This is a genomic window from Actinomadura macra NBRC 14102 (genome assembly GCF_001552215.1).
Lineage (GTDB): Bacteria > Actinomycetota > Actinomycetes > Streptosporangiales > Streptosporangiaceae > Spirillospora > Spirillospora macra.
On sequence record NZ_BCQT01000004.1, the window covers coordinates 667781 to 688712 of the forward strand.

Annotated in this window: 17 protein-coding genes; 8 read left to right on the forward strand and 9 right to left on the reverse strand. The window is 69.5% G+C overall.

What is annotated here, in order from left to right:
• Positions 1–183 precede the first annotated feature (183 nt).
• Entirely contained in the window at positions 184–1080 is an 897-nt protein-coding gene (locus AMA02S_RS07790; RefSeq protein WP_067453734.1) for a hypothetical protein, read from the reverse strand.
• A gap of 170 nt (positions 1081–1250) precedes the next feature.
• Between AMA02S_RS07790 and cofD the strand changes: the two genes are divergently transcribed.
• The 3 genes from cofD to AMA02S_RS07805 all read left to right on the forward strand — a co-directional run bounded on the left by cofD (position 1251) and on the right by AMA02S_RS07805 (position 6417).
• The gene (gene cofD / locus AMA02S_RS07795; RefSeq protein ID WP_067453737.1) at positions 1251–2207 is read left to right on the forward strand and encodes a 2-phospho-L-lactate transferase; all 957 of its coding nucleotides are present in this window, start codon (positions 1251–1253) and stop codon (positions 2205–2207) included.
• Positions 2204–3490 carry a coenzyme F420-0:L-glutamate ligase gene (locus tag AMA02S_RS07800; RefSeq protein WP_067453744.1) on the forward strand — a complete coding sequence of 429 codons (1287 nt, stop codon included), beginning with the start codon at positions 2204–2206 and terminating at the stop codon, positions 3488–3490. Before cofD ends, AMA02S_RS07800 begins: the two co-directional genes overlap by 4 nt.
• A 365-nt stretch (positions 3491–3855) precedes the next feature.
• Entirely contained in the window at positions 3856–6417 is a 2562-nt protein-coding gene (locus tag AMA02S_RS07805; RefSeq protein ID WP_067453746.1) for a bifunctional FO biosynthesis protein CofGH, read from the forward strand.
• Here the strand turns inward: AMA02S_RS07805 and AMA02S_RS07810 are convergent.
• Positions 6414–7358, reverse strand: a complete 945-nt coding sequence (locus AMA02S_RS07810) for a LysR family transcriptional regulator (RefSeq protein ID WP_067453749.1) — start codon at positions 7356–7358, stop codon at positions 6414–6416. The genes AMA02S_RS07805 and AMA02S_RS07810 overlap by 4 nt on opposite strands.
• Positions 7359–7615: 257 nt before the next feature.
• Between AMA02S_RS07810 and AMA02S_RS07815 the strand changes: the two genes are divergently transcribed.
• A complete protein-coding gene (locus AMA02S_RS07815) occupies positions 7616–8128 on the forward strand; it encodes a DUF4365 domain-containing protein (protein WP_067453753.1) in 513 nt (170 codons plus the stop codon).
• Entirely contained in the window at positions 8125–9270 is a 1146-nt protein-coding gene (locus tag AMA02S_RS07820) for a hypothetical protein (protein ID WP_067453756.1), read from the forward strand. Before AMA02S_RS07815 ends, AMA02S_RS07820 begins: the two co-directional genes overlap by 4 nt.
• Positions 9271–9308: 38 nt before the next feature.
• Here AMA02S_RS07820 and AMA02S_RS07825 read toward each other — a convergent pair whose 3' ends face one another.
• Positions 9309–9776 (reverse strand): NUDIX domain-containing protein, encoded by a 468-nt coding sequence (locus AMA02S_RS07825; RefSeq protein ID WP_067453759.1) that lies wholly within the window; start codon positions 9774–9776, stop codon positions 9309–9311.
• 24 nt (positions 9777–9800) lie between these two features.
• Positions 9801–11027: a helix-turn-helix domain-containing protein gene (locus AMA02S_RS07830; protein WP_067453762.1), complete on the reverse strand. Its 1227-nt coding sequence runs from the start codon at positions 11025–11027 to the stop codon at positions 9801–9803.
• Positions 11028–11204: 177 nt separating this feature from the next.
• Between AMA02S_RS07830 and AMA02S_RS07835 the strand changes: the two genes are divergently transcribed.
• The 3 genes from AMA02S_RS07835 to AMA02S_RS07840 all read left to right on the forward strand — a co-directional run bounded on the left by AMA02S_RS07835 (position 11205) and on the right by AMA02S_RS07840 (position 13286).
• Positions 11205–12320, forward strand: a complete 1116-nt coding sequence (locus AMA02S_RS07835; protein WP_067453768.1) for a radical SAM protein — start codon at positions 11205–11207, stop codon at positions 12318–12320.
• On the forward strand, positions 12317–12451 hold the full coding sequence (locus tag AMA02S_RS44630) for a hypothetical protein (protein ID WP_281181851.1): 135 nt from the start codon (positions 12317–12319) through the stop codon (positions 12449–12451). Before AMA02S_RS07835 ends, AMA02S_RS44630 begins: the two co-directional genes overlap by 4 nt.
• A gap of 73 nt (positions 12452–12524) precedes the next feature.
• Positions 12525–13286 carry an aminoglycoside phosphotransferase gene (locus tag AMA02S_RS07840; protein WP_157430456.1) on the forward strand — a complete coding sequence of 254 codons (762 nt, stop codon included), beginning with the start codon at positions 12525–12527 and terminating at the stop codon, positions 13284–13286.
• Positions 13287–13295: 9 nt separating this feature from the next.
• Here the strand turns inward: AMA02S_RS07840 and drmC are convergent, their stop codons facing one another.
• The 5 genes from drmC to AMA02S_RS07865 all read right to left on the reverse strand — a co-directional run bounded on the left by drmC (position 13296) and on the right by AMA02S_RS07865 (position 20646).
• The gene (gene drmC, locus AMA02S_RS07845; protein ID WP_067453771.1) at positions 13296–14090 is read right to left on the reverse strand and encodes a DISARM system phospholipase D-like protein DrmC; all 795 of its coding nucleotides are present in this window, start codon (positions 14088–14090) and stop codon (positions 13296–13298) included.
• A complete protein-coding gene (gene drmB, locus AMA02S_RS07850; protein ID WP_067453777.1) occupies positions 14087–15925 on the reverse strand; it encodes a DUF1998 domain-containing protein in 1839 nt (612 codons plus the stop codon). The genes drmC and drmB overlap by 4 nt, the downstream gene beginning before the upstream one ends.
• Positions 15922–19455, reverse strand: a complete 3534-nt coding sequence (drmA, locus tag AMA02S_RS07855) for a DISARM system helicase DrmA (RefSeq protein WP_067453779.1) — start codon at positions 19453–19455, stop codon at positions 15922–15924. The genes drmB and drmA overlap by 4 nt, the downstream gene beginning before the upstream one ends.
• Positions 19456–19552: 97 nt before the next feature.
• Positions 19553–19822, reverse strand: coding sequence for a DUF397 domain-containing protein (locus tag AMA02S_RS07860; protein ID WP_084264806.1), 270 nt, complete (start codon positions 19820–19822; stop codon positions 19553–19555).
• Positions 19819–20646 (reverse strand): helix-turn-helix domain-containing protein, encoded by an 828-nt coding sequence (locus AMA02S_RS07865; protein WP_084264808.1) that lies wholly within the window; start codon positions 20644–20646, stop codon positions 19819–19821. Before AMA02S_RS07865 ends, AMA02S_RS07860 begins: the two co-directional genes overlap by 4 nt.
• Positions 20647–20932 lie beyond the last annotated feature (286 nt).

Genomic DNA, 20932 nt, shown 5'->3' on the forward strand with positions numbered 1-20932 from the left:
GGAGCCCCCTGGTCAATGCCTTCCCTCGAGCTCCTTCCCCCGAGAAGGCATAGAAATCACACCGATGAAATTACACGCGTGTAGCGCCCGCTCCGTCAAGCGGAACGAGTTTCGCGGGGGACAAAGCCGGTTATGTCGGCAGTCGCAGGAGGGCCTTTGGCTGAAGATCAGTTAATCGGGGCGTCACTGCGGGGGACGGTTGTCCCGATACCAGTCGCCGGACTCCTCGGAACCTTGATCGCCCTGTGGCGGCGCGGGCTGCGTGCCCTGCGGGTCTCGGCCACCGCTACCGCCGTAGGCGCGGGTCCACTCGCCCATCTCTTCCTGCTCGGGCTGCTGGCCCGGCTGAGCCGGCGGCTGCTGGTAGCCGGCCTGGCCGCCGTACTGCGGGTACTCCTGGGACTGCCCCGGCTGCCCGTACTGCTGCTGGCCGTACTGCTGCCCGTAGCCCTGCTGCTCGTAACCCGGCTGCCCGCCCTGCTGAACCTCGCCGCCCTGCTGGCCGTACTGCTGGTATTGCTGATACTGCTGCTGACCATAACCCTGCTGGCCGTACTGCTGACCCGGCTGGCCCTGCTGGTACCCGTACTCGGGGTAGCCCGACGGCATCTGCTGCTGGCCTTGAGGGCGGGGCGGCTGCATCCCCTGGAAGACGGTGAACACGAACCATCCGGCCACGCCGACCACGGCGAGCTTCCCGGCGCCGATGAGGAAGTACCCCAGCTTCGTGGCGGCCTTCACCGAGAACTCGTCCGAGCCCGCGAGCATCCCGCTGAGCCAGCAGATGACGCCGAACAACGCGATCCCGCCGAGCACGCCGAGCGCACCCATCGTGATGGTGCGGGCCTGCGGGCTCGGGGTGTCGCCCCACGTCACCAGCAGCACCGCCAGGACGAGGAGCCCGACGACGGCAAAGTGCGTGAAGACCCCGCCCCCGGTCTCGTTCAGCGCGCGGTAAGTGAACCCGCCGTCGCCGCCACCGAGGAGCAGGATGATGCCTGCCAGCAGTTGCACACCCGCCGCGGCGAGCAAGACCCAGGCGGCCGGTTCGCGCAGGCGCTGGACGGCTTCCTTGTTCACGGGAACATCTCCAGACCGAGGCAATCAGATGAGGGTCAAAGCTTTGCACATCCTTCCTATCGCCGTCTCGGTCCGTCGCGGTGGTTCAAACTCCCCGTGAACGACCGACTTCCGAATATCGTCGGGTACCGGCGTCCGAGCGGGGCGCCCCGGCGGCCTAGGCTGAGCGCATGAAGATCGTGGCGCTGGCGGGCGGCATCGGCGGGGCCCGCTTCCTGCGGGGGCTGCGTGCGGCGGCCCCGGACGCGGAGATCACCGTCATCGGCAACACCGGGGACGACATCTCCCTGTTCGGGCTGCGCGTCTGCCCCGATCTGGACACCGTGATGTACACGCTCGGCGGCGGCATCAACGAGGAGCAGGGCTGGGGACGCGCCGCCGAGACGTTCACCGTCAAGGAGGAGCTCGGCGCGTACGGCGTCGGCCCGTCCTGGTTCGGTCTCGGCGACCGCGATGTCGCCACCCACATCGTGCGGACGCAGATGCTGGCGGCCGGGTACGCGCTGTCGGCGGTGACCGAGGCGCTGTGCGACAGGTGGCGGCCGGGCGTCCGGCTGATCCCCATGACCGACGACCAGGTCGAGACGCACGTGGTGGTGGAGGACGCCGAACAGGGCCGCCGGGCGGTCCACTTCCAGGAGTGGTGGGTGCGGCTGCGCGCGTCCGTCCCGGCGCTGTCGATCGCGGCGGTCGGCGCCGAGGACGCCAAGCCCGCGCCGGGCGTGCTCGCGGCGATCGAGGCGGCGGACGTCGTGCTGTTCCCGCCGTCCAACCCGGTGGTGAGCGTCGGCACGATCCTCGCGATCCCCGGGATCAGGGACGCGGTCGCGGCGAAGACCGTCGTCGGCGTCTCCCCGATCATCGGCGGCGCGCCGGTGCGCGGCATGGCCGACGCCTGCCTGACCGCGATCGGGGTCGAGACGTCCGCGCGGGCGGTGGCCGAGCACTACGGCCTCGGCCTGCTGGACGGCTGGCTCGTCGACGACGCGGACGCGGACGTGCGGGTGGAGGGCATCGAGGTGCGCTCCCGGCCGCTGCTGATGAGCGACCCGGACGCCACGGCCGCCATCGCCCGCGCCGCGCTCGACCTGGCCGTGGAGCTGAAGCAGGCGGAGGACGTTCGGTGAGGTTGAGCGTGTTCGGCGTCCCCGGGGTACCGGAGGTCGCCGCGGGGGACGACATCGCGGCGCTGGTCCCCGCCGGGACGGTCGAGGACGGCGACGTGCTCGTCGTCACGTCCAAGATCGTGAGCAAGGCGGAGGGGCGGGTCCTGGTCGCCGACGACCGGGAGAAGGCCATCGACGCCGAGACCGTGCGGGTGGTGGCCCGCCGGGTGCACGCTCGGGGCGAGACCCGGATCGTGGAGACGCGGCAGGGCCTGGTGCTGGCCGCCGCTGGCGTGGACGCGTCCAACACGGCGCCGGGCACGGTCCTGCTGCTGCCTGAGGACCCCGACGCGTCCGCCCGGCGGATCCGCGCGGGCGTGCGCGAGCGGCTCGGCAGGAACGTCGCCGTCATCGTGTCCGACACGCTCGGCCGCCCCTGGCGCAACGGGGTCATCGACGCCGCCATCGGCGTCGCGGGGCTGGCGCCGCTGAGCGACATGCGCGGACGCGACGACCCGTACGGCAACCGCCTGGACGCCACGATCACGGCCGTCGCCGACGAGATCGCCGCTGCCGGCGAACTCGTCAAGGGCAAGCTGGACGGGATACCGATCGCCGTCGTCCGCGGACTGTCCGGCCTGGTCACAGCGGAGGACGGGCCGGGAGCCCGGGCGTTGGTCCGCCCGCCCGACGAGGACATGTTCCGGTACGGCTCGTCGGAGGTGCTGCACGCGCGGCGGACGATCCGCGAGTTCACCGCCGACCCGGTCGACCCGGACGTGGTGCGGCGTGCCGTCGCCGCGGCGATCACCGCGCCCGCGCCCCACCACACGACGCCCTGGCGGTTCGTCCTGCTGGAATCACCGGAATCCCGGACCCGGCTGCTGGACGCGATGCGCGACGCGTGGGAGTCCGACCTGCGCCGGGACGGCTTCTCCGCCGAGTCGATCGCCAACCGACTGCGCCGCGGCGACGTCCTGCGCCGCGCGCCGTACCTGGTCGTCCCGTGCCTGGTGGCAGACGGGGCGCACGACTACCCCGACGAGCGCCGGTCCCGCGCCGAGCGCGAGATGTTCGTCGTAGCCGCCGGGGCAGCCGTAGAGAACCTGCTGGTGGCGCTGGCAGTGGAGGGCCTGGGCTCCTGCTGGGTGTCGAGCACGATGTTCTGCCGCGACGTAGTCCGCGAGGCCCTGGACATCCCCGACGAGTGGGACCCTATGGGCGCGGTGGGAATCGGCCACCCCGCAGCCCCACCAAGAGACCGCCCCCCACGCACCCCAGACCAGTTCATAGAAGTCCGCTGACCGAAGTCCGCCACCCGGGAATAGATCACCACCGCCAGTGGCTGCACACACGCATGACCGTGCACCAGCCCAGGCAGTAACCGCAGGTGGCAGCGACCCCAGCGTTGCGATCGCGTAAAAAGCCAGGTACGAGCGAAGCGAGAACCTGATCGCGAAGCGAGCCGCCAGGCGAGCCGAAGCCATGTAGCGATCGCCGCAGTGTCCGTTGAAGGAGGGCGCTCTAGCGCCTGACGCCAAGGGCACTGCAATCAACACAGCGATCGCCGCGTTGTCCGTTGAAGGGAGGGCCGCCAAGGCCCGACCGCCAAGGCCCGACCGCCAAGGACAACGCAATAAAATATGACGATTGGCATAGAGTGCCTCGTATGGAGGCCATTGCTAACTCTGTGCGCCGGGCGCTGGCCCGCGCGCGCGACGGCAAGACTTTGGACCGGTCCGAGGCCACGACACTGCTGCGCGCCCGCGGCGCGCAGCTCGACGATCTGCTCACGTATGCCGCCCGCACCCGCGACGCCGGTCTTGAGGCGGCCGGACGGCCGGGGGTCATCACCTACAGCCGGAAGGTCTTCATCCCGCTGACCCGCCTCTGCCGCGACAGGTGCGGGTACTGCACGTTCGCGACCGTCCCGCATCGGCTGGACTCCCCCTACCTCAGCCCGGACGAGGTCCTGGAGATCGCGCGGCAGGGTGCGGCGATGGGGTGCAAGGAGGCGCTGTTCACGCTCGGCGACCGTCCCGAGGACCGCTGGAAGCAGGCCCGCGAGTGGCTGGACGCGCACGGCTATGACGACACGCTCTCGTACGTGCGCGCGATGGCGATCCGCGTGCTGGAGGAGACGGGGCTGCTGCCGCACCTGAACCCCGGTGTGCTGACGTGGCGGGACTTCCAGCGGCTCAAGCCGGTCGCGCCGTCCATGGGGATGATGCTGGAAACGACCGCGACACGGTTGTTCAGCGAGCGGGGCGGGCCGCACTTCGGGTCGCCCGACAAGGACCCGGCGGTCCGGCTGCGGGTGCTGGAGGACGCGGGCCGGACGAACGTGCCGTTCACCACGGGCATCCTCATCGGCATCGGCGAGACGGTGGAGGAGCGCGCGGACGCCATCTTCGAGATCCGGCGGACGATGCGGGAGTACGGGGCGATCCAGGAGGTGATCGTCCAGAACTTCCGTGCGAAGCCCGACACCAAGATGCGCGACACCCCGGACGCAGAGCTGGCGGAACTGGCGGCGACGATCGCGGTGACCCGGCTAGTCCTCGGGCCGAAGGCGCGTGTGCAGGCGCCGCCGAACCTGGTCGCCGACCAGTACACGCTGATGCTGCGGGCCGGGATCGACGACTGGGGCGGGGTGTCGCCGCTGACGCCCGACCACGTCAACCCCGAGCGGCCATGGCCGCAGATCGACGAGCTGGCCGCGCGGACGGCCGAGGCCGGGTTCGCGCTGCGCGAGCGCCTCACGATCTACCCCGACTACGTCAGGCGCGGTGAACCGTGGCTGGACCCGCGCCTGACCGGCCACGTCGCCGCGCTCGCGGACCCGGAGACGGGCCTGGCGCGGGAGGACGCCGTCCTCGAAGGGCGGCCGTGGCAGGAACCCGACGGCGGTTTCGCCGCGTCCGGCCGGACCGACCTGCACACCGAGATCGACACGACCGGCCGGACCAGCGACCGCCGCGACGACTTCGACGAGGTCTACGGCGACTGGGACGCGCTCAAGGAGCGGATGGCGGCGCCGCGGCGGTTCGACGCCGACGTGAAGGCGGCGCTGGCGAGCGCTGAACGCGCCCCGGCCGGGCTGACCGACGACGAGGCCCTCGCCCTGCTGCACGCGGACGGCCCGGAGCTGGAGGCGCTCACGCGGCTGGCCGACGGGCTGCGCCGGGACGCGGTCGGCGACGACGTCACCTACGTCGTCACGCGCAATATCAACTTCACGAACGTCTGCTACACCGGCTGCCGGTTCTGCGCGTTCGCCCAGCGCCGCACGGACGCCGACGCCTACACCCTGTCCCTCCAGCAGGTCGGCGACCGGGTGGACGAGGCGTGGGAGGCGGGCGCCACCGAAGTCTGCATGCAGGGCGGTATCCACCCTGACCTGCCCGGCACCGCCTACTTCGACCTGGCGCGCGAGGTGAAGCGCCGCGCACCGGACATCCATCTGCACTCCTACAGCCCGATGGAGGTCGTGAACGGCGCGTCCCGCACCGACCTGTCGATCCGGGAGTGGCTCCAGGCCGCGCGGGAGGCGGGGGTCGACTCGCTGCCGGGCACCGCCGCGGAGATCCTGGACGACGACGTCCGCTGGGTGCTCACCAAGGGCAAGCTGCCCACCGACCAGTGGGTCGAGGTCGTCACGACCGCGCACGAGCTCGGCATCCCGACGACCTCGACGATGATGTACGGGCACGTGGACGCCCCGTCCCACTGGGTCGCGCACATCAAGCTGCTGCGGTCGATCCAGGAGCGGACCGGCGGGTTCAGCGAGTTCGTGCTACTGCCGTTCGTCCACCACAATTCGCCGATCTATCTCGCGGGGCTGGCGCGCCCGGGGCCGACCGTCCGGGAGAACATCGCGGTCCACGCGCTCGCCCGCGTCCTGCTGCACGGCGCCATCCACAACATCCAGACGTCCTGGGTGAAGATGGGCGACGAGCTGTGCACGCGCGTCCTGCAAGGCGGCGTGAACGACCTCGGCGGGACGTTGATGGAGGAGACCATCAGCCGCATGGCGGGCTCGGAGAACGGCTCCTTCAAACCCATCAGTGAACTGGAGGAGATCGCGGCGCGCGCAGGTCGCCCCGCCCGGCAGCGCACCACCCTCTACGGCGAGGTCCCGGCCGAACGCCTCGACGCCGCCCGCCGCACCGACGGCATCGGAACCTTCATCTCGAAATCCCGGGCCCGCCTCCCCCTCACCCCCATCTAGGGCTTGCCGCGGACTAGGCTGGGGCGGCCGGCGGCCAGGTCGTCGGCGGAGCGGCGCAACGCCTCCAGGACGGCGCGGACGGACGGTCGGACGTCCGCGCCGACGCGGGTCCACAGGACCATCCGGCGGTCCACCCGGGCGCCCGCCAGGTCCCGGACGACGATGCCCTCCTCCCGTTCCGCCAGCGCCAGTTCGGGGGCGAGGCACGCCGCGCCGCCGCGCGCGACCATGGCGAGGATGATCAGCAGGTCGTTCGAGCGGTAGCGGACGGTGGGACGGAAACCGCCGAGCTCCACGCACGTCCGCTCCAGCAGGTCCGCGTGGTTGGTGCCGACGTGGCCGGTCACCCACGGCTGCCCGGCGAGGTCGGCCATCCGCACCGGCCCCTTCTCCCGCGCGAGCGGGTGCGCCTCGGGCAGCGCGATCCGCATCATCTCGGTGATCAGCACCTCGGACGCCAGCTCGGGACGGCGCGGGCGCGGCAGGTGCGAGTACTCGTCGGTGAGGACCACGTCGATGTCCCGCTGCACGAGCGCCTGGAGGACGCGGTGGAACTCCTCGTCCAGCACGTCCACGACCAGGTCGGGGTAAGTCTCGGCGAGGCACGGCAGGGCCGGCGCGAGGACGTGCAGCAGCGCCGTCTGGAACCCCACGAGCCGGACGACGCCGGCGACGCGCCCGCCGGCGGCGACGGCCGCCTCCTCGGCACGCTGCGCCCCGGCGAGCAGCCGCTCGGCGTGCCCGGCCAGGACCTCGCCCGCCTCGGTGAGCCGGAGCCGCCGCCCCGCGCGCTCGACGAGGGGGACGCCCACCTCCCGCTGGAGCTGGGCGAGTTGCTGGGAGACCGCGGACGGGCTGTACCCGAGCGCCTCGGCGACGGCGCCGACGGTGCCGCGGAGCTTGAGCTCGCGAAGCACCCGCAGCCTGCCCAGATCCAACATAGTGAAGAGATTCTTACACAATCCATCCAGAACGGTTGCCGGAGCTGAATGGTAGGCGGAATCGAGACCCTCGCACCTGGGCGTCGAGGCCAGGAACTGGGCTGGCGACCGGCCCCCGAGCAATGGTCAATATCCGGGGCCTGCGGGAAAAGAATGCAAGGACGGTGTCCCTCCACTCCGCGCCGGTCTCGCACTACAGTAAAGGTCAAAAGGACTAGCTGCCCACTCGGGGACCGACGACGCTATGGGGGTCGGCGCTGCCACTCGACCACAACAATCATCAGGGAAAGTTCGGCGAGGCGTTCGTCCGGGCGGTCGCCGCGGCCTCAGGACTCCTTGTTTCGCAACCTGACCCTGACTTCGATGGCGTGGACTTTTCACTCAAGTACCCCGGGGCGAGGGGGACCAAGTACCTGCCGCAGATCGACGTCCAGGTCAAGTCGTGGCGCAGGCCCACCGGTCCGGGGGAGTCTTGGGCCTACCCGATGAAGGCCAGGCATTTCCAGCAGCTGGCCGGCGCATTCGAGATCCCTCGCTTCCTGCTCCTGGTCGTGGTGCCGGCCGACGTCCGCGCCTACACTCAGGCCGATGACGAATGCCTCCGGCTCCATCGGGCTTGCTACTGGGCCTCGTTCGCCGACGTCGAGCCGCCCTGGCAGCTCCCCGGCGACACAACGGTCAAGGTCGAGGTCCTGAAGAAGAACCTGCTCACCGCCGAGGCGTTGCTGGGGCTCATACTCAGGCCAGGCGCCGCCCTGGAGGTCCCATGACCACCGACGACGGGCTGCTCAGCACCCTCGCTGCTTTGCCGCCGGACGACGTGCGGGCTTACTTGTCCAACAATGGCTGGACACCGTACGAACGGATCGGGGCGTCGCTTCTGTGGGCGGTCAGCGAAGGCGAGCGCGAATTCGAAGTGCTCGTCCCCCAGGAGCAGGGCGTCCGGGACTACCCGCTCCGCATGATCAATCTGCTTCAGGCGCTCACCGAGGCCGAAGGCCGGCCACGCGGGCAGATCCTCAGAGACCTGACGACCGTCAACGTGGACCGTAACCATGTCCATACACATCCGCCGGCTCCTTCGGGAAGCATTTCGGTGGCGGACGGGGCGGCGGCTTATGAGGGTGTCAGAGAACTTCTCATAGCCGGCGCGTATGCCGTTCTCAATGAGCCCGTCCTCCGTTTGCCGCGCCGCAAACCTGCCCAAGTGGAGGACTTCCCCAAACAGGCCAGGCTAGGTCCCGCGGAGGCGGGGAGCTACATCATCTCGATCGAGATTCCGCTGGAGGAGGAGGCCGACACCCTGTTCAGCGTCGGTCAGCCCTTCGGCCGCAGGGTCATGCTGCGGCTGTACGGTGCGATCCAGGCGGCCTACGCGGCGTCCGGCGAGGCCCTGGAGACGTCCGAGCTCGAACCCTTCGCGGACAGGGTCGGTGAAGGCATCTCCGCGCACCTGTGCAGGGCGCTGGGCCGCTTCGGAGGCACCGAGCAGGACCACCCCTTCGAGATGCGGTTCGCTTGGGCGCTGCGAACTCCGACCGGCTTCCCGACCCCACCCATCCGATTCGACGCGCCTATGGCCTCGATCCTCGCCCAGGCGGGCGAGGATCTGGGGACGGGCGAACGGGTGCATCGTGACGCCGTGGTCATGGGAACGGTGTGGCGGACGCAGCGGGTACGTCCGACCGACGACGGCTGGGTCATCGTGCGCGGTGTCAACACTGCGGGAGAGGACCGTCAGCGTCGGCTGGTGAGGGTGCTCTTGCCGCCCGAGGACTTCAACAAGGCCCTCCAGGCGAGCCGGGACGGCCGTCTGGTCAGGATCATCGGCACCCTGGTGCGGACGGGGAAGCTCACGGAGTTCAGATCGGTCCGCGCGTTCGAGATCGCCGACGCGGCTGAGACGGGCTGACCGGGGCAGGCGGCGGCTGGAAGCGTTGAGCGCCTTGCCTAGATCCATTCGCCGTGTTCAAGGTAACGGGTGCTGCCGTCGAGGTGCGCGGCGTGTGCGTGGACGAGACGGCGGGCCAGTCTGGAGATGGTCAGGTCGTGGACGTGGGCGATGTCGTGGAACTGGAATCCGACCAGTTCGCCTGGATCGAGGCGGATGCCGTCGAGGTGGTCCTTGGTGAGGGTGCCGCCATCGAAGAGGAAAAGGACCTTGTCGCCCTCGGCCTCGCTCGGGGCCCAGTCGGCAACCAGCAGCCGCCCGAGCTCTGGGTGGATACCGAGTTCTTCGGCGACTTCACGTTCTGCGGCCTGGCGAGGAGTTTCGCCACGTTCGAGGTAGCCGCCGGGGACGTCGCGGTAGTCCTTGTAAGAGGGGTCGACCAGCATGATCTGGTCGTTGTCGTTGAAGAACAGGACACCTGCCGCCGCTCGGGCGCGGGCGAAGGTTGCTGCCGGGTCATCGGTCACGGGAGTCGAGCGTAGGAGATAGGGCTAGATGATGCTCATGCGCCGGGCGAGCTCGGCCAGGGGACGGCTGCGCCTGCCGGTCGTGGTGTCTCTGAGACGGTGGACGAGTTGGCGGCTCATGATGTGGCAGTGGACCTGTTCGGCGGCGCGGCGTTCGGCGGTGAGCAGCTCGCCGATCGCGTCGTCGATCTTGTTGCGGGCCCGGTAGGCGTTGACGACTTCGAGGCTGTGGCGGACGGCTCGTTCGGGGGGCAGGCGCGCGGTGTCGATGCGCGGGATGAGATCGAGCGCGAGAGGAACCTCGCCCAAGGCCATGGCGGCCGTGACCCGGTGGATGCGTACGTTGGTGGGGCCGAATGCGGTCCACAGGTGGTTGGCGTCGACTCCGAGTTCGTTGGCCATCCGCTCGGCTCGTGCCAGGTAGTCCATGGCGTCGGCGCGGTTGTCGGCACGCGCGGCGGCGACGGCCCCGGGGAGGAGCAGGGTGCCGTGGACCGACAGCAGCGTGGGCGAACGGTCGGCATGGCGGCGACGCAGGTGCTGCGATGCGTGCTGGGCCATGGCCGCCGCCTCGCTGAGGCGGCCTTGGGACAGCAGGGCGTGGATCACCGAGCGGAACAGCGATCCGGTGATCGTCGGGTCCGTGCTGCGTTCTGCCGCGGTCAGCCCGCGCTGAGCGGCGAACCAGGCGAGGTCGGTCTCGCCGAGTTTGGTGAGGATCATCGCGGCCGACTGGTTGGCGAGCGCGACGAGCCGGTCGGCGTCCGGCCGTTGCCGCTCGGGGGCTTCACGGGCCGCCAGGTGGGTCTGGGTGAGCAGGGCGGGCAGGTGGGCGAGCATCCGTCCGTAGCGTGACAGCTGATAGGCGGCCATCACCTCTGCGACATCGCGGCGCAGTACCTCCAAGCGAGGCGGTTCGGGCTCGGCCTCGATCGCCGCCAGCAGCGGGGACAGCTGCCGGTAGTCGGTGAGGGCCGAACGGACCGGGCCGACGTCCGGGGAGGACGGCACACGGCGCGGCGGCGCAGCAGGGTATGGCTCGATGATGTCGAAGACGGAGATGCGCAGGGCATCGGCGAGTGTCCTGATGACCGAGAGCCTGTCCAGGGCGGCACGGTCGTTCTCAATCTTGCTGAGCCAGTCTTCGGTCCGTCCGACCAGGCCGGCCAGGACGTCTTGAGGCATGCCTCGTCGGACACGGTGCCAGGCCACGCGCTGGCCAGGTGACAGGTGTTGCCGGTGATCGGTCATCACGGATCCCCGTCAGGTGACCCCGGAATTTCTTTCCGGGGGGCGCCTCCTTTGCGGTTCTAGCCTCTTGGACACGGCAGCGCAACGCGCTCCGCGGTTCGAGCCGAGAGGGATGTGGTGGGCCCGTGCACGAGGTCTTGCCGCTCGGCCAGGCCCACATGCCCAGGAGAGGTCGAGATGCACCAATTGATCGCAAGTCCGTTCCTGGGCGGCTTCCAGGTGTTGAAGCCCGGGGAGCTCCGAGGAATCGAGATCTCGCAGACGGCCTACCGTGCACTCGCCTCCGCCGAAGGGTTTCCCGACTGGCTGGCGGATGCCGCCCGGACCTCATGGGGGATCGATCTTCACCGGGAGACGCTCGGCGATCATCTGCTCATCCGCCGCGAGTCGGACTACGGGTTCGGCAAGGCGACCTATGAGCTGAACCTGGGGTGCAACTACGACTGTGAGCACTGCTACCTCGGCCTCAAGACCTTTGAGGGGCTGGGATGGCCCGAGCGTGAGCGGCTGCTGGAGGCGATCCGGGACGCGGGCGTCCTCTGGCTCCAGCTCACCGGCGGAGAGCCGATGGTGGATCGGCTGTTCGCCGCCGTCCACACCAGGGCCTACGAACTGGGCATGATGATCGAGATCTTGACCAACGGCTCACGCCTGGCCAACCCCACGATGCTCGACCTGCTGACGAGGCATCGGCCGAGCAGAATGAGCCTGAGCGTCTACGGTGCCACGGCCGAGACCTACGACGGCCTCACCCGGCGGCCAGGCTCCTTCCGCAGGTTCATGCGCGGGCTGTCGGCGGCGCACGAGGCGGGCCTCCAACTGGATCTGAGTTTGATCATCACTGACCGCAATGCCCATGAACTCGGCCTCATGCGCAGACTGGCCGAACGGTTCGGGCTACGGCATCGCGAGTACGCCACCATGTCCCCGACCATCCACGGCGGCGCCGAGAGCCTGCCCTCTCAGTCACCGCAGTTCCTGCGCAAGCGGGCGCCCTTCACCGGCTGCGACGCCGGGCACACCTCCTTCCATGTCGACCCGTTCGGCCGGGCGAGCATCTGCAAGATCGGCCGCGATCCCAGTGTTGACCTGGTAGGTGAAGGGCCGCCCGGTCTGCGACGTCTGGGCGCCATCAGCGACGATCTGCTGCATCGCCAGGGCGGATGCACCGGCTGCACGCTTCAGGGCACCTGCGGGACGTGCATGCCGCTCGTCCAGCTCTACCGCAGGGCCAAAGCCCCGCTGGTCACCTACTGCCAGCACCAGGACCCGAGGAAGGAGGTATCCCAGTGAGCATCGTGATCAAAGTGCAGGACGACCCGACGACCGACGAGTCCTCCGTGGTCGAGATCATCGAGGATGTCAACGACGCGGCCGAGCACGCCATCGGCCTCGGCTGCGGCGATGACAACCCCTACAGGTGACGACGCGTAGGGCGAGACCGCCTGCCCCTCGTCCATCTCCGTGGACGAGGGGCTCCTCCAGTACGGTTCCGGGGTGACCGAACGGCTCTTCTGGCGCCAAGCGCAGGCGCTGATCGAGATGCACACCGGACCAGTGATCACTGCGCGCCAGGTCGGCGAGGGCTTCAACTCCGAGATCGCCGTCGTCATCAACGACACCACGTTCGTCAAAGGGCTGCGCAGCGATCACCCCCGCGTCTGGACCCAGGAACGCGAGCGCCGGATCAACCCGCATGTCGCGAAGGTGTCGGCTTCGCTTCGCTGGACGGAGACCACAGGCGGCTGGGACCTCAACGGTTTCGACCTCATCGAGGGCCGCACCGCGTTCTACGGGCCGTCCAGCCCCGACCTCGAACTGATCGTCGCCATGATGACCCGATGGCCGTCCGCGCCTGATGGTGTCGACCTGAAGTACGCCGAGCAACGCTGGTCGGGCTACAGCGACCGCTCCGAACTGTTCGCCGGCGATTGGCTCTCGCACACCGACTGGTCACCCGGCAACGTCCTCATCGGCGGTGATGGTCGGGCGTACATGCTCGATTGGGCTTGGCCGACGAGAGGGGCCCGGTGGCTCGACCCAGCCTGCTGGGTCGTCTGGCTCATCGCGAGCGGACACCACCCGGCGCGAGCGCAGGCGTGGGCGTCCGAGATCCCGGCGTTCGCCGCCGCGCCTGCGCACGCGTTAACGGCGTTCGCCCAGGCCCAGGCCGCGATGTGGGAGGACATCGGCGACCACGCACCCCAGCCGGGACTGGCCGCCGCAGCAGCCCGCTGGGTCGAGCATCGAACCGACTAGGGCGACCGTCTAGCGGCGGACCGGCTCCAGTGGGCCCTCTCCCGGACGCATCAGGCCACGGAAGTGCCCGACCATGCGGCGCACCACCGCGGGGTCGCGGATCACCACGCCGAGTTCGATGTTGTCGGCCAGCGCACGGTCGGTGAGGTTGGCGCTGCCAAGGAACGCGACCCGGTCGTCCGCCGCGACGAGCTTGGCGTGCAGAGCGGCGCGCGCCGCACCGGCCGGACGGTGGCGGGCGGGCCATGACCAGAAGGTGGCCGAGTCGTGCAGCGCGGTGAAGGCCGCCGCCGCACCATCCCCCCTTAACGTGCCGCCTTTCTCCCGAGACCCCTCAAGGACGAGGTCGACGCGCACGCCTCGCTCAGCGGCCTCGCGGAGTTCGCGCACGACCTCGATCACGCCGAAGGCGGCGAAGCTCACCACGAGCAGCGTCGAGGCGCTGTCTCTGATGATCTCGGTGACGACGGCTCCGGTGAGCCTGACCGCCGGGTGATCGCCCACCGGCCCGCTCACGACGACATCGCTTTGACGTCCGGCATACCGGGCGGCGGAGACGGCCCCGGTCTCCAGCGCCAAGGCCAGAGCCTCACCGGCGGGCCGCGGCACGGCTTCTCGCCAGGCTCGCGCGAGCCGCGCGGCGCGGGCGCCGACCGCGAAACCCGGACCTGCCTCGATGAGCCGTGCTTCCAGGCCGGCGTCCGGTGCCCGGTGGCCGCGCAGGACGCGCGCCCACGCCTCGACGTGCCCGGCCGGCAGTTCCTCGGCCAGCCGGGCGAGGACGCGGGCCAGCTCCGGGGTCACCGGGTGAGGAAGCCGATGTCGGAGTCGGTCACCGTGTCGACGAGCAGAGCCCGGTCGAGGTAGTGGTTACCGTGCTCGCAGGAGGTCTCGGCCGCGAAGAGGCAGGCGTGGCAGGCCGCGCCGAACAGGCGGCCGTGCGGGCGTGGATCGTGCTGGGCGCACAACGGGTCGGAACTGCACAGGCGGGCGGCGTCGAGCGCCTGGCCGATGAGGTCACCTAGCCGGTCCCTGCGGCCGAGGGAGACCAGCCCCCCGAACGTCCCCTCGCTGTCGGGCGCCGCGGTGTAGAGCAGGATGCCCGCCATGGGACGGTCCCCGGAACGGGCGTAGATCCGCTCGGCGATTCCGGAGGCGTTGTAGCCGCATTCCAACGCGAACTGCCGGATGAGCACGTGCGCGAAGGTGTGCAGGAGCGCGTAACGCATGCCGGGCCAGTCACCGGGGGACATCCTGCGTTGCGCGCGCCAGCGCTCATGACCGAGTTGCAGGACGCGCTGCCGCTCCAGGACCTCCGGCCGCCGTTCCCATGCGGCAATGCGGTCCTCGTCGAAGCGCAGCAGGATCCCCTCGCCGCGCGTCTCCGCGCAGGGAACCCAGGTGGGGGCTTCGCGGGAGAGCCGGACCCGCCGGTTCAGGTCGGTCGCCTGGACCTCCCATTCGGGGGCGTCGATCCGGGTGAAGCCGTAGAGGGCCGACACACGACGCAGCCGCGGCGCGAGGACGACCTCGCTCAGCCACGTACGAGCCGATTGGGGTACCCGCTCCTTGCGGATGGTGAAGTCGGGAAGGGTCACTGGGTCGGGCCGGGTGAGCGCCTCCCACTCGGGTGTGTCGAGGTCCCGCTCGTCCGTCGAATCGTCGTCCTGCGCTTCGGACGCCCGCCTGCGGACGGCCTGGAGGACCTTGTCCACACCGAAGGACTCGACGTCCTGCCAGCACGTGAGCTGAGGGAGCAACCCTTTCGCGACCTCGTCGGGGAGGGGAACCAGGAGTTCGAGTTGCTTCCAGTTCTCGATGACCTTCTGGGTCAGCTCATCGTCCGCGCGGGGAAGCGTGAACGCCTGCAACTGCATCGCGAACCACGAGTTCGTCGCGCCGAGGCCGAGCGTACGAGTCCGTTCGCCGCAGTCGCTGAAGGCGGCGAGGTGCGGGTCCCGCCCGCGGCAGGCGGGAAGCCTGCGCCAGGCTTCCGGGCCGAGGGCCGGCGCCATCGACATTCCGCTGGACTGGTCCGTCCGGCACGAGCAGCTCACATACACGTTCGCCGCCTCACCGGTCGTCCCGCGCTCCTGGAGCTTCAGCATGTGCTCGCCCCCTTGAGGGACGGTCCCGCCGTGCACGTAGAACATCCAGGGGAAGTCGTCGAGGTGACCGCGTTCGCAGGCCAGGACGAACCGCGCGGGCACGACGATGGGCCTGTTCCCGCCGCGTCCCCTGCATTCGTGGATGTACTTGATCCGCTCCGGCGAGTACGAGTGCGGCAGCAGCTTGAACAGCCCGCCCTCCACGGGTGCCAGGATGTTGCAGGCCGTGCAGCGCAGCCACCGGGGGAACAGGCGCACCGGGACGCCGACGCGGCTCCACTCGGCGAACGGGTCGCTGGTCTCGGGGATGTGCGGCGGCGTGCGCAGCGCCTCCACTTGGTCGCCCAGCTCCCTGCGCACCGCCGCAAGGAGCCGGTCCTCCCGCACGACGGTGGACTTGCCCAGGTCCCAGTCGTCCAGGCCGCCGACGACGACCGACAGGTTCGGCAGGTCGGCGACGGCGCCGACCCCGAAAGTGTGCAGGAGCTGGTTGGGCCGGAGCTCACCGACCCGCAGCGGCTGGACCGTCATGGTGTCGCCCCCTCCTGGTCATCGTCGTCGGTGTCCACAGGGATGTGCGGGGGCTCGTCGACGATCGACAGCCCGTCGTCCTCGGGGAGCAGTAGCAGCCTGATGCCGGGCTCCACGTCCCGCAGGGAAGTGGGACACGTCATCGGTAGCCACTTGCCCTCCTCCGGGCGGCGCAGCAGCGCGGCGACGTCGCCGCTGGAACCGAGCGCCTTGTCGTAGGCGAGCCGGCGGCCGGGGATCAGGCGTGCCCGGTGCCACTGGTCGAGGCGCGCGTCGAGCAGCTGCTCGACGGCCCGTCCGACGGCGTTATCGCCGGTGACGTCCTTGGCGCGCCGCCGCACCGACCGCACGACGTGGTCGGCGAGGCTGTTGTTGCGGTCGAAGGCCGCCGCTTTCAGGTTGCCGTTGTAGGACAGGTCCAGGTCCCGGACGAGAGACATCAGCACGCCGGTGAGCCCGCGGTCCACGGCCCGCTCGGCGAACGGCGTGACCGACAGCGCCTCCACATGCCGGTAGATCGTCTGGTGGAAGTGCTCGAACGTCTCGTAGTGCGACAGGTCGCGGGGGCGGGCCCAGTTGAAGACGGTGAAGACCAGGCCGGGCGCGGCCCGCCCGACGCGGCTCGTCGCCTGGATGTACTCGGCCGTGGACTTCGGCTGGTTGGCCACCGCCATCACGCCGAGCCGCGACACGTCCACCCCGACCGCGATCATGTTGGTGGCGAGCAGCACGTCGATCGGACGGCGCTCGCCCTTCGCCCGCTCCTTCTTGAACGGCACCTGGAGATGGTCGAGGATCTCGGGGATCTGCCCGGACGACAGCCGCGAGGTCAGCTCCTCGGGCAGCGGGTCAAAGCGTTTGGCGAGGCCGCGCTCGTCGGCCCGCATGAGGCGTGTGGACACGTCGTCCTCGACCAGCCGCCGCATCCCGGCGAGGTCGCGGAGGCTGTTGAAGTACCCGACCAGCGTCATGTACGGGTCGGTGACCTCGTTCTCCCCGTACTTGGTGTGGAGGGCCTGGGCGGCGCCGAGCACCGACACGTACACGCGGATGAGTGTGGATTTCAGGCGGGTGCCGTGCGCGCAGATGCCGACGTAGCGGCGCCCGGCCGCGTACCCCGGCGCCTCCGGTGACGTCGGCCGCTGGCGGGCGAAGAAGCCGTCGCCGATGTCGACGCCCGGCGGCGGGAACAGTTCGGTGCGCCGGTCGAACAGCGCGCTGATCTGCTTCTCGGCGCGGCGGATCGTCGCCGTGGACGCGATGACCTTCGGCCTGACCCGCCGGCCCTCGCCCCGCTCCCAGGTCGCCAGCTTGTCGACCGCCGTCTCGTACAGGCCGACCATGGAGCCGAGCGGCCCGGAGATGAGGTGCAGCTCGTCCTGGATGATCAGATCGGGGGGACGCAGCCGTCCCACCGGGACGATCCTCGCGGCGGGGGCCTGGCCCTTCGCCGGATGGGGCGCCGACGTCCCCGACAGCTCCCAGTCGGCGTTCTGGATGTCCTCGGTGACATACCCATGCCGCTCGCACCGGTGGGTGACCCGGCCGAACAGGGTGACCGTCTCCCCCTTCCATGCGAGCTGCGCGAACTTGTCGACGGTGCCGATGATGAGGCTCGGCAGCAGCCGGTAGATCTCCTCGTCGACCACCACGATGGGGATGCCGTCGTCTCCCGACGCCGACCCGAACGGGCAGAACGTGTCCGGGCAGACGACGGTGGTACGCCGCCGCACCATGTCGACCTGGACGTTCTGTCCAGGTTCGATCCGGGTGCCGCACCACGGGCAGCTCGTGAGCTGGTGCGGGGAGCCGTGACTCACCGCCGGCCGCTTCCGGTTCCCCTTGTGCTGCTTCAGCCACTCGTCCGCCTGGTCGGTGCGGTTCGGCGTCACCCGCGCCCCGACCCACAGCCCGATGCGGAACGGCTCGGTTCCCCACACGCCCTCGTCGTCGCGGCGGAGCGTCTCGCACGCGCATATCAGCGCCGTGGCGCGCTGGAACTGCTGGATCGTGAGCAGCCGCAGCGTGTACCGCATGAGGACGGCCACCCCGGCACGCGAGTCCAGGCCGCCCAGCGGGGCCTGAAGGCGCCGGATCGCCAAGGTGAACGCGGTCAGGCCGAGGTACGCCTCGGTCTTGCCGCCACCGGTGGGGAACCACAGCAGATCCGCCAGGGCCGTAGCCCCGTCGGCGCGTTCGTCGTGCGCGGGGTCGGCCAGTGAGGGCAGGTTCAGGAGGACGAACGCGAGCTGGAACGGGCGCCAGCTCCGGTTCCTCGTCACATCGACGGACGCAACCGCGTGGTCGAGCGACCGGTCCGGGTCCTTGGCGCGGATACCGGCGGCCATCGTGTGCACCCGCTGAAGGTGCATCGCCCGGTTGGCGAACGCGAAGGCCCGGCGCACGGCCGGGTCGTCCAGCAGCCGGATGCCCGCCTCGATCCTGTCGGCGGCACGCGACGCTTTGCGAAGCGTCTCCTCGACCTCACGGGCGTAGCCGTCCAGGTGCCGCTCCCGATCGGACAGACCGGCATGCTGCCGGTCGATCCAGTTCCGATAACCCGTGACCAGCGGCATCAGCGCACCGGCGAGGTCGCCCGCAGGGCTGCTCGCGAGCCCCGCGAGGTCGCTCATGTCCAGGACGAGGTCGGCCAGCTCGGGCAGGTCGGGATCGGTGCGCACGTCGGGGACGCCGGTGGCGGGCAGCTCGTGGTCGGGCACGGCCACCGTGTCGATCCGGACCGCCCGCATGGGATCGCCCGGCGACGGGATGACCCGCACGCCCGCGCCGTGCCCGACGGCGAACTCTGGGGTGAACCGGTAGGCCATCATCAGACGCTTCTGCTCGGCCTTGTCGGCGCCGTCGCCGCCGCTGGGGACAGAGGGCCGGGGCCGGAATGCCGCCGCGCCGTCCGGTGCCGTCACGCTCATACCGACCTGGAACATCCAGGCCGTGTCGGGAAGCTGCGAAGGCTTGGCCTTGCCGTTCACCAGGAACACCGAGACCAGCCAGTGCCCGTCGAGCAGCCGTGCCCGGCCGCTCACCACAATCTCGGGGTGCTCAGCGGAGAGCCGCTCCGGCTCCAGCACCCCCTCCTTAAGTTTCAGGGTGGCGGTACCGCGCTCGGGCACCCGACGCCACACCGGCTTCGACGACTCCTCGTCCTCGGGGTATACGCGCTCGTGGTAAGCCCACTGCGCCTCGACCACGAGCTCCTGGACATCGCCAGAGACGTAGCAGGTGCAGCCGAGCGACGACGGCGCCAGGCTGACCATGTTCGGTGCGTTGCGGTCACGGTCGTCCTCACCGTGGTCGCCTCCGGCCCCGTCGGCCTTCTCGTCCTGCTCGTCCGGCTCGATCACCTCGCCCTCGGGCGCGAGCCGCCCGAGGATGTAGCGATCGGTGGGCCGCTCCTCGAACTCCTCGTCCGTCCCGGCGAGCGGCCCATGCAGATCCTTCACGACGAGCCCGAGCAGCTCGTCACGGATCTCGGCAGGCCCGGGAACCCGCAGTACCGTGTCGTCGCTCACGGCGTCACACTAGCGCCGACCCCCGACGCTCCACCGTCACTGTCCGCGAATCATGCGAACACTGATCATGGATGCTTCCAGAGGAACCCTCAGTGGATCAGCGCAGGTCGTGGCGACCCGCCTTGATGGTGCCGGTGAAGGCGGTCCAGTCGGCGCCAGTGAACGACAGCCTCGGACCTTGTGGATCCTTCGAGTCACGGACGGCCACGGCCGGACGAAGCGCCGCCACCTCCACACACTCGCCACCAGTTCCGGTGCTGTAGCTGCTTCTACGCCACGGCATTGTTGTCAACTCGACGCACTCACCGCCGGTGTCTCCACTGTGGCTGCTCTTTCGCCAACCGGAATTCTGGTCTGCTCCAGTCATAGACCCTCCACGATGGTTTGAAGCAGGTCCAGGGACTGATCCGCGGACAGCGCCGCACCCCTGATCAAGTTGAAGACTAGCGCGTGTTCGTGAACTTCACGAGAGTCCTCTAGAAGCTGACCTGATGTCTGGCCTTCCACGTAGACGACGTCTCTCTCTCGCTCAGAGCTGAGGATCGTGAAGGAGCCAGCCGTCCCACGATAGGCGCCCTTACTGCTCGGAACGATTTGGAGAGTGATCTTTGGGTCCTGGGCCAGCATGGACAAGTGCAGAACTTGCTCCTTCATTGTCGAGGCTCCACCTGTGGGGCGGTGGAGTACACCCTCATCGACGATCATGGAGACTTGGGCAAGGTGTGTCTGGTGAAGGATTTTCTGGCGTTCAAGTCGAGCCGCAAGTAGCTTCTCGGTCTCGTCCTTGCTCCGCCCTTCTCTGAGGATCTCACGGGCATACTCCGGAGTCTGGAACAGGCCGTGTAACGCTAGAGCGGTGAAGATCTGAAGCACCGTTGCCTGCGCCTCCCGACGGACGTAGCCCGGATATCCGGGCGGGCCCGCCGGGTACTTGCCTTCCTTCTTGATCTCACTCCAGATGGTGTGGAAGGTGCGAGCCGAGGTCTTGAAGTACGTGTCGAGATCGTCGGACGTCGCCTCTGACGGAGGCTTCTCGCAGATCTCCAGCTTCTCGATCCATCCTGGTGAGCAGCCGAGTGCCTCAGCCAGCTTGGCTCGTGACAGGCCCGCCGCCTCGCGGTGGGAGCGCATCAGAGCCGCATAGGCCCTGATAAGTGGATCACGTGTGAGGTCACCAGAGTCAGTGGACATGAAACTCCGTTCCGGTTCGTTCGAAGGCCCGGGCGGGTCCGGCGCCTCGCCGGGGGGTGGGCGGTGTGACGCCGGTATGTAGCCGATCGTAACTCCCCGTACAAGGCTGGTCACAAGAATTCGACCAGAGAGTGACGCGAGGTCAGTCGAAATGAGTACAAACGCCCTCACTGACGATCAAATACTTGATCAACTGCGCTCGGAGTTCACGGGCCACCGGATCTGGCGATCGATCCGACATGATGGAGGATTCGGCGGCTGGGTGGCGACTCTCCACGACCCGGCG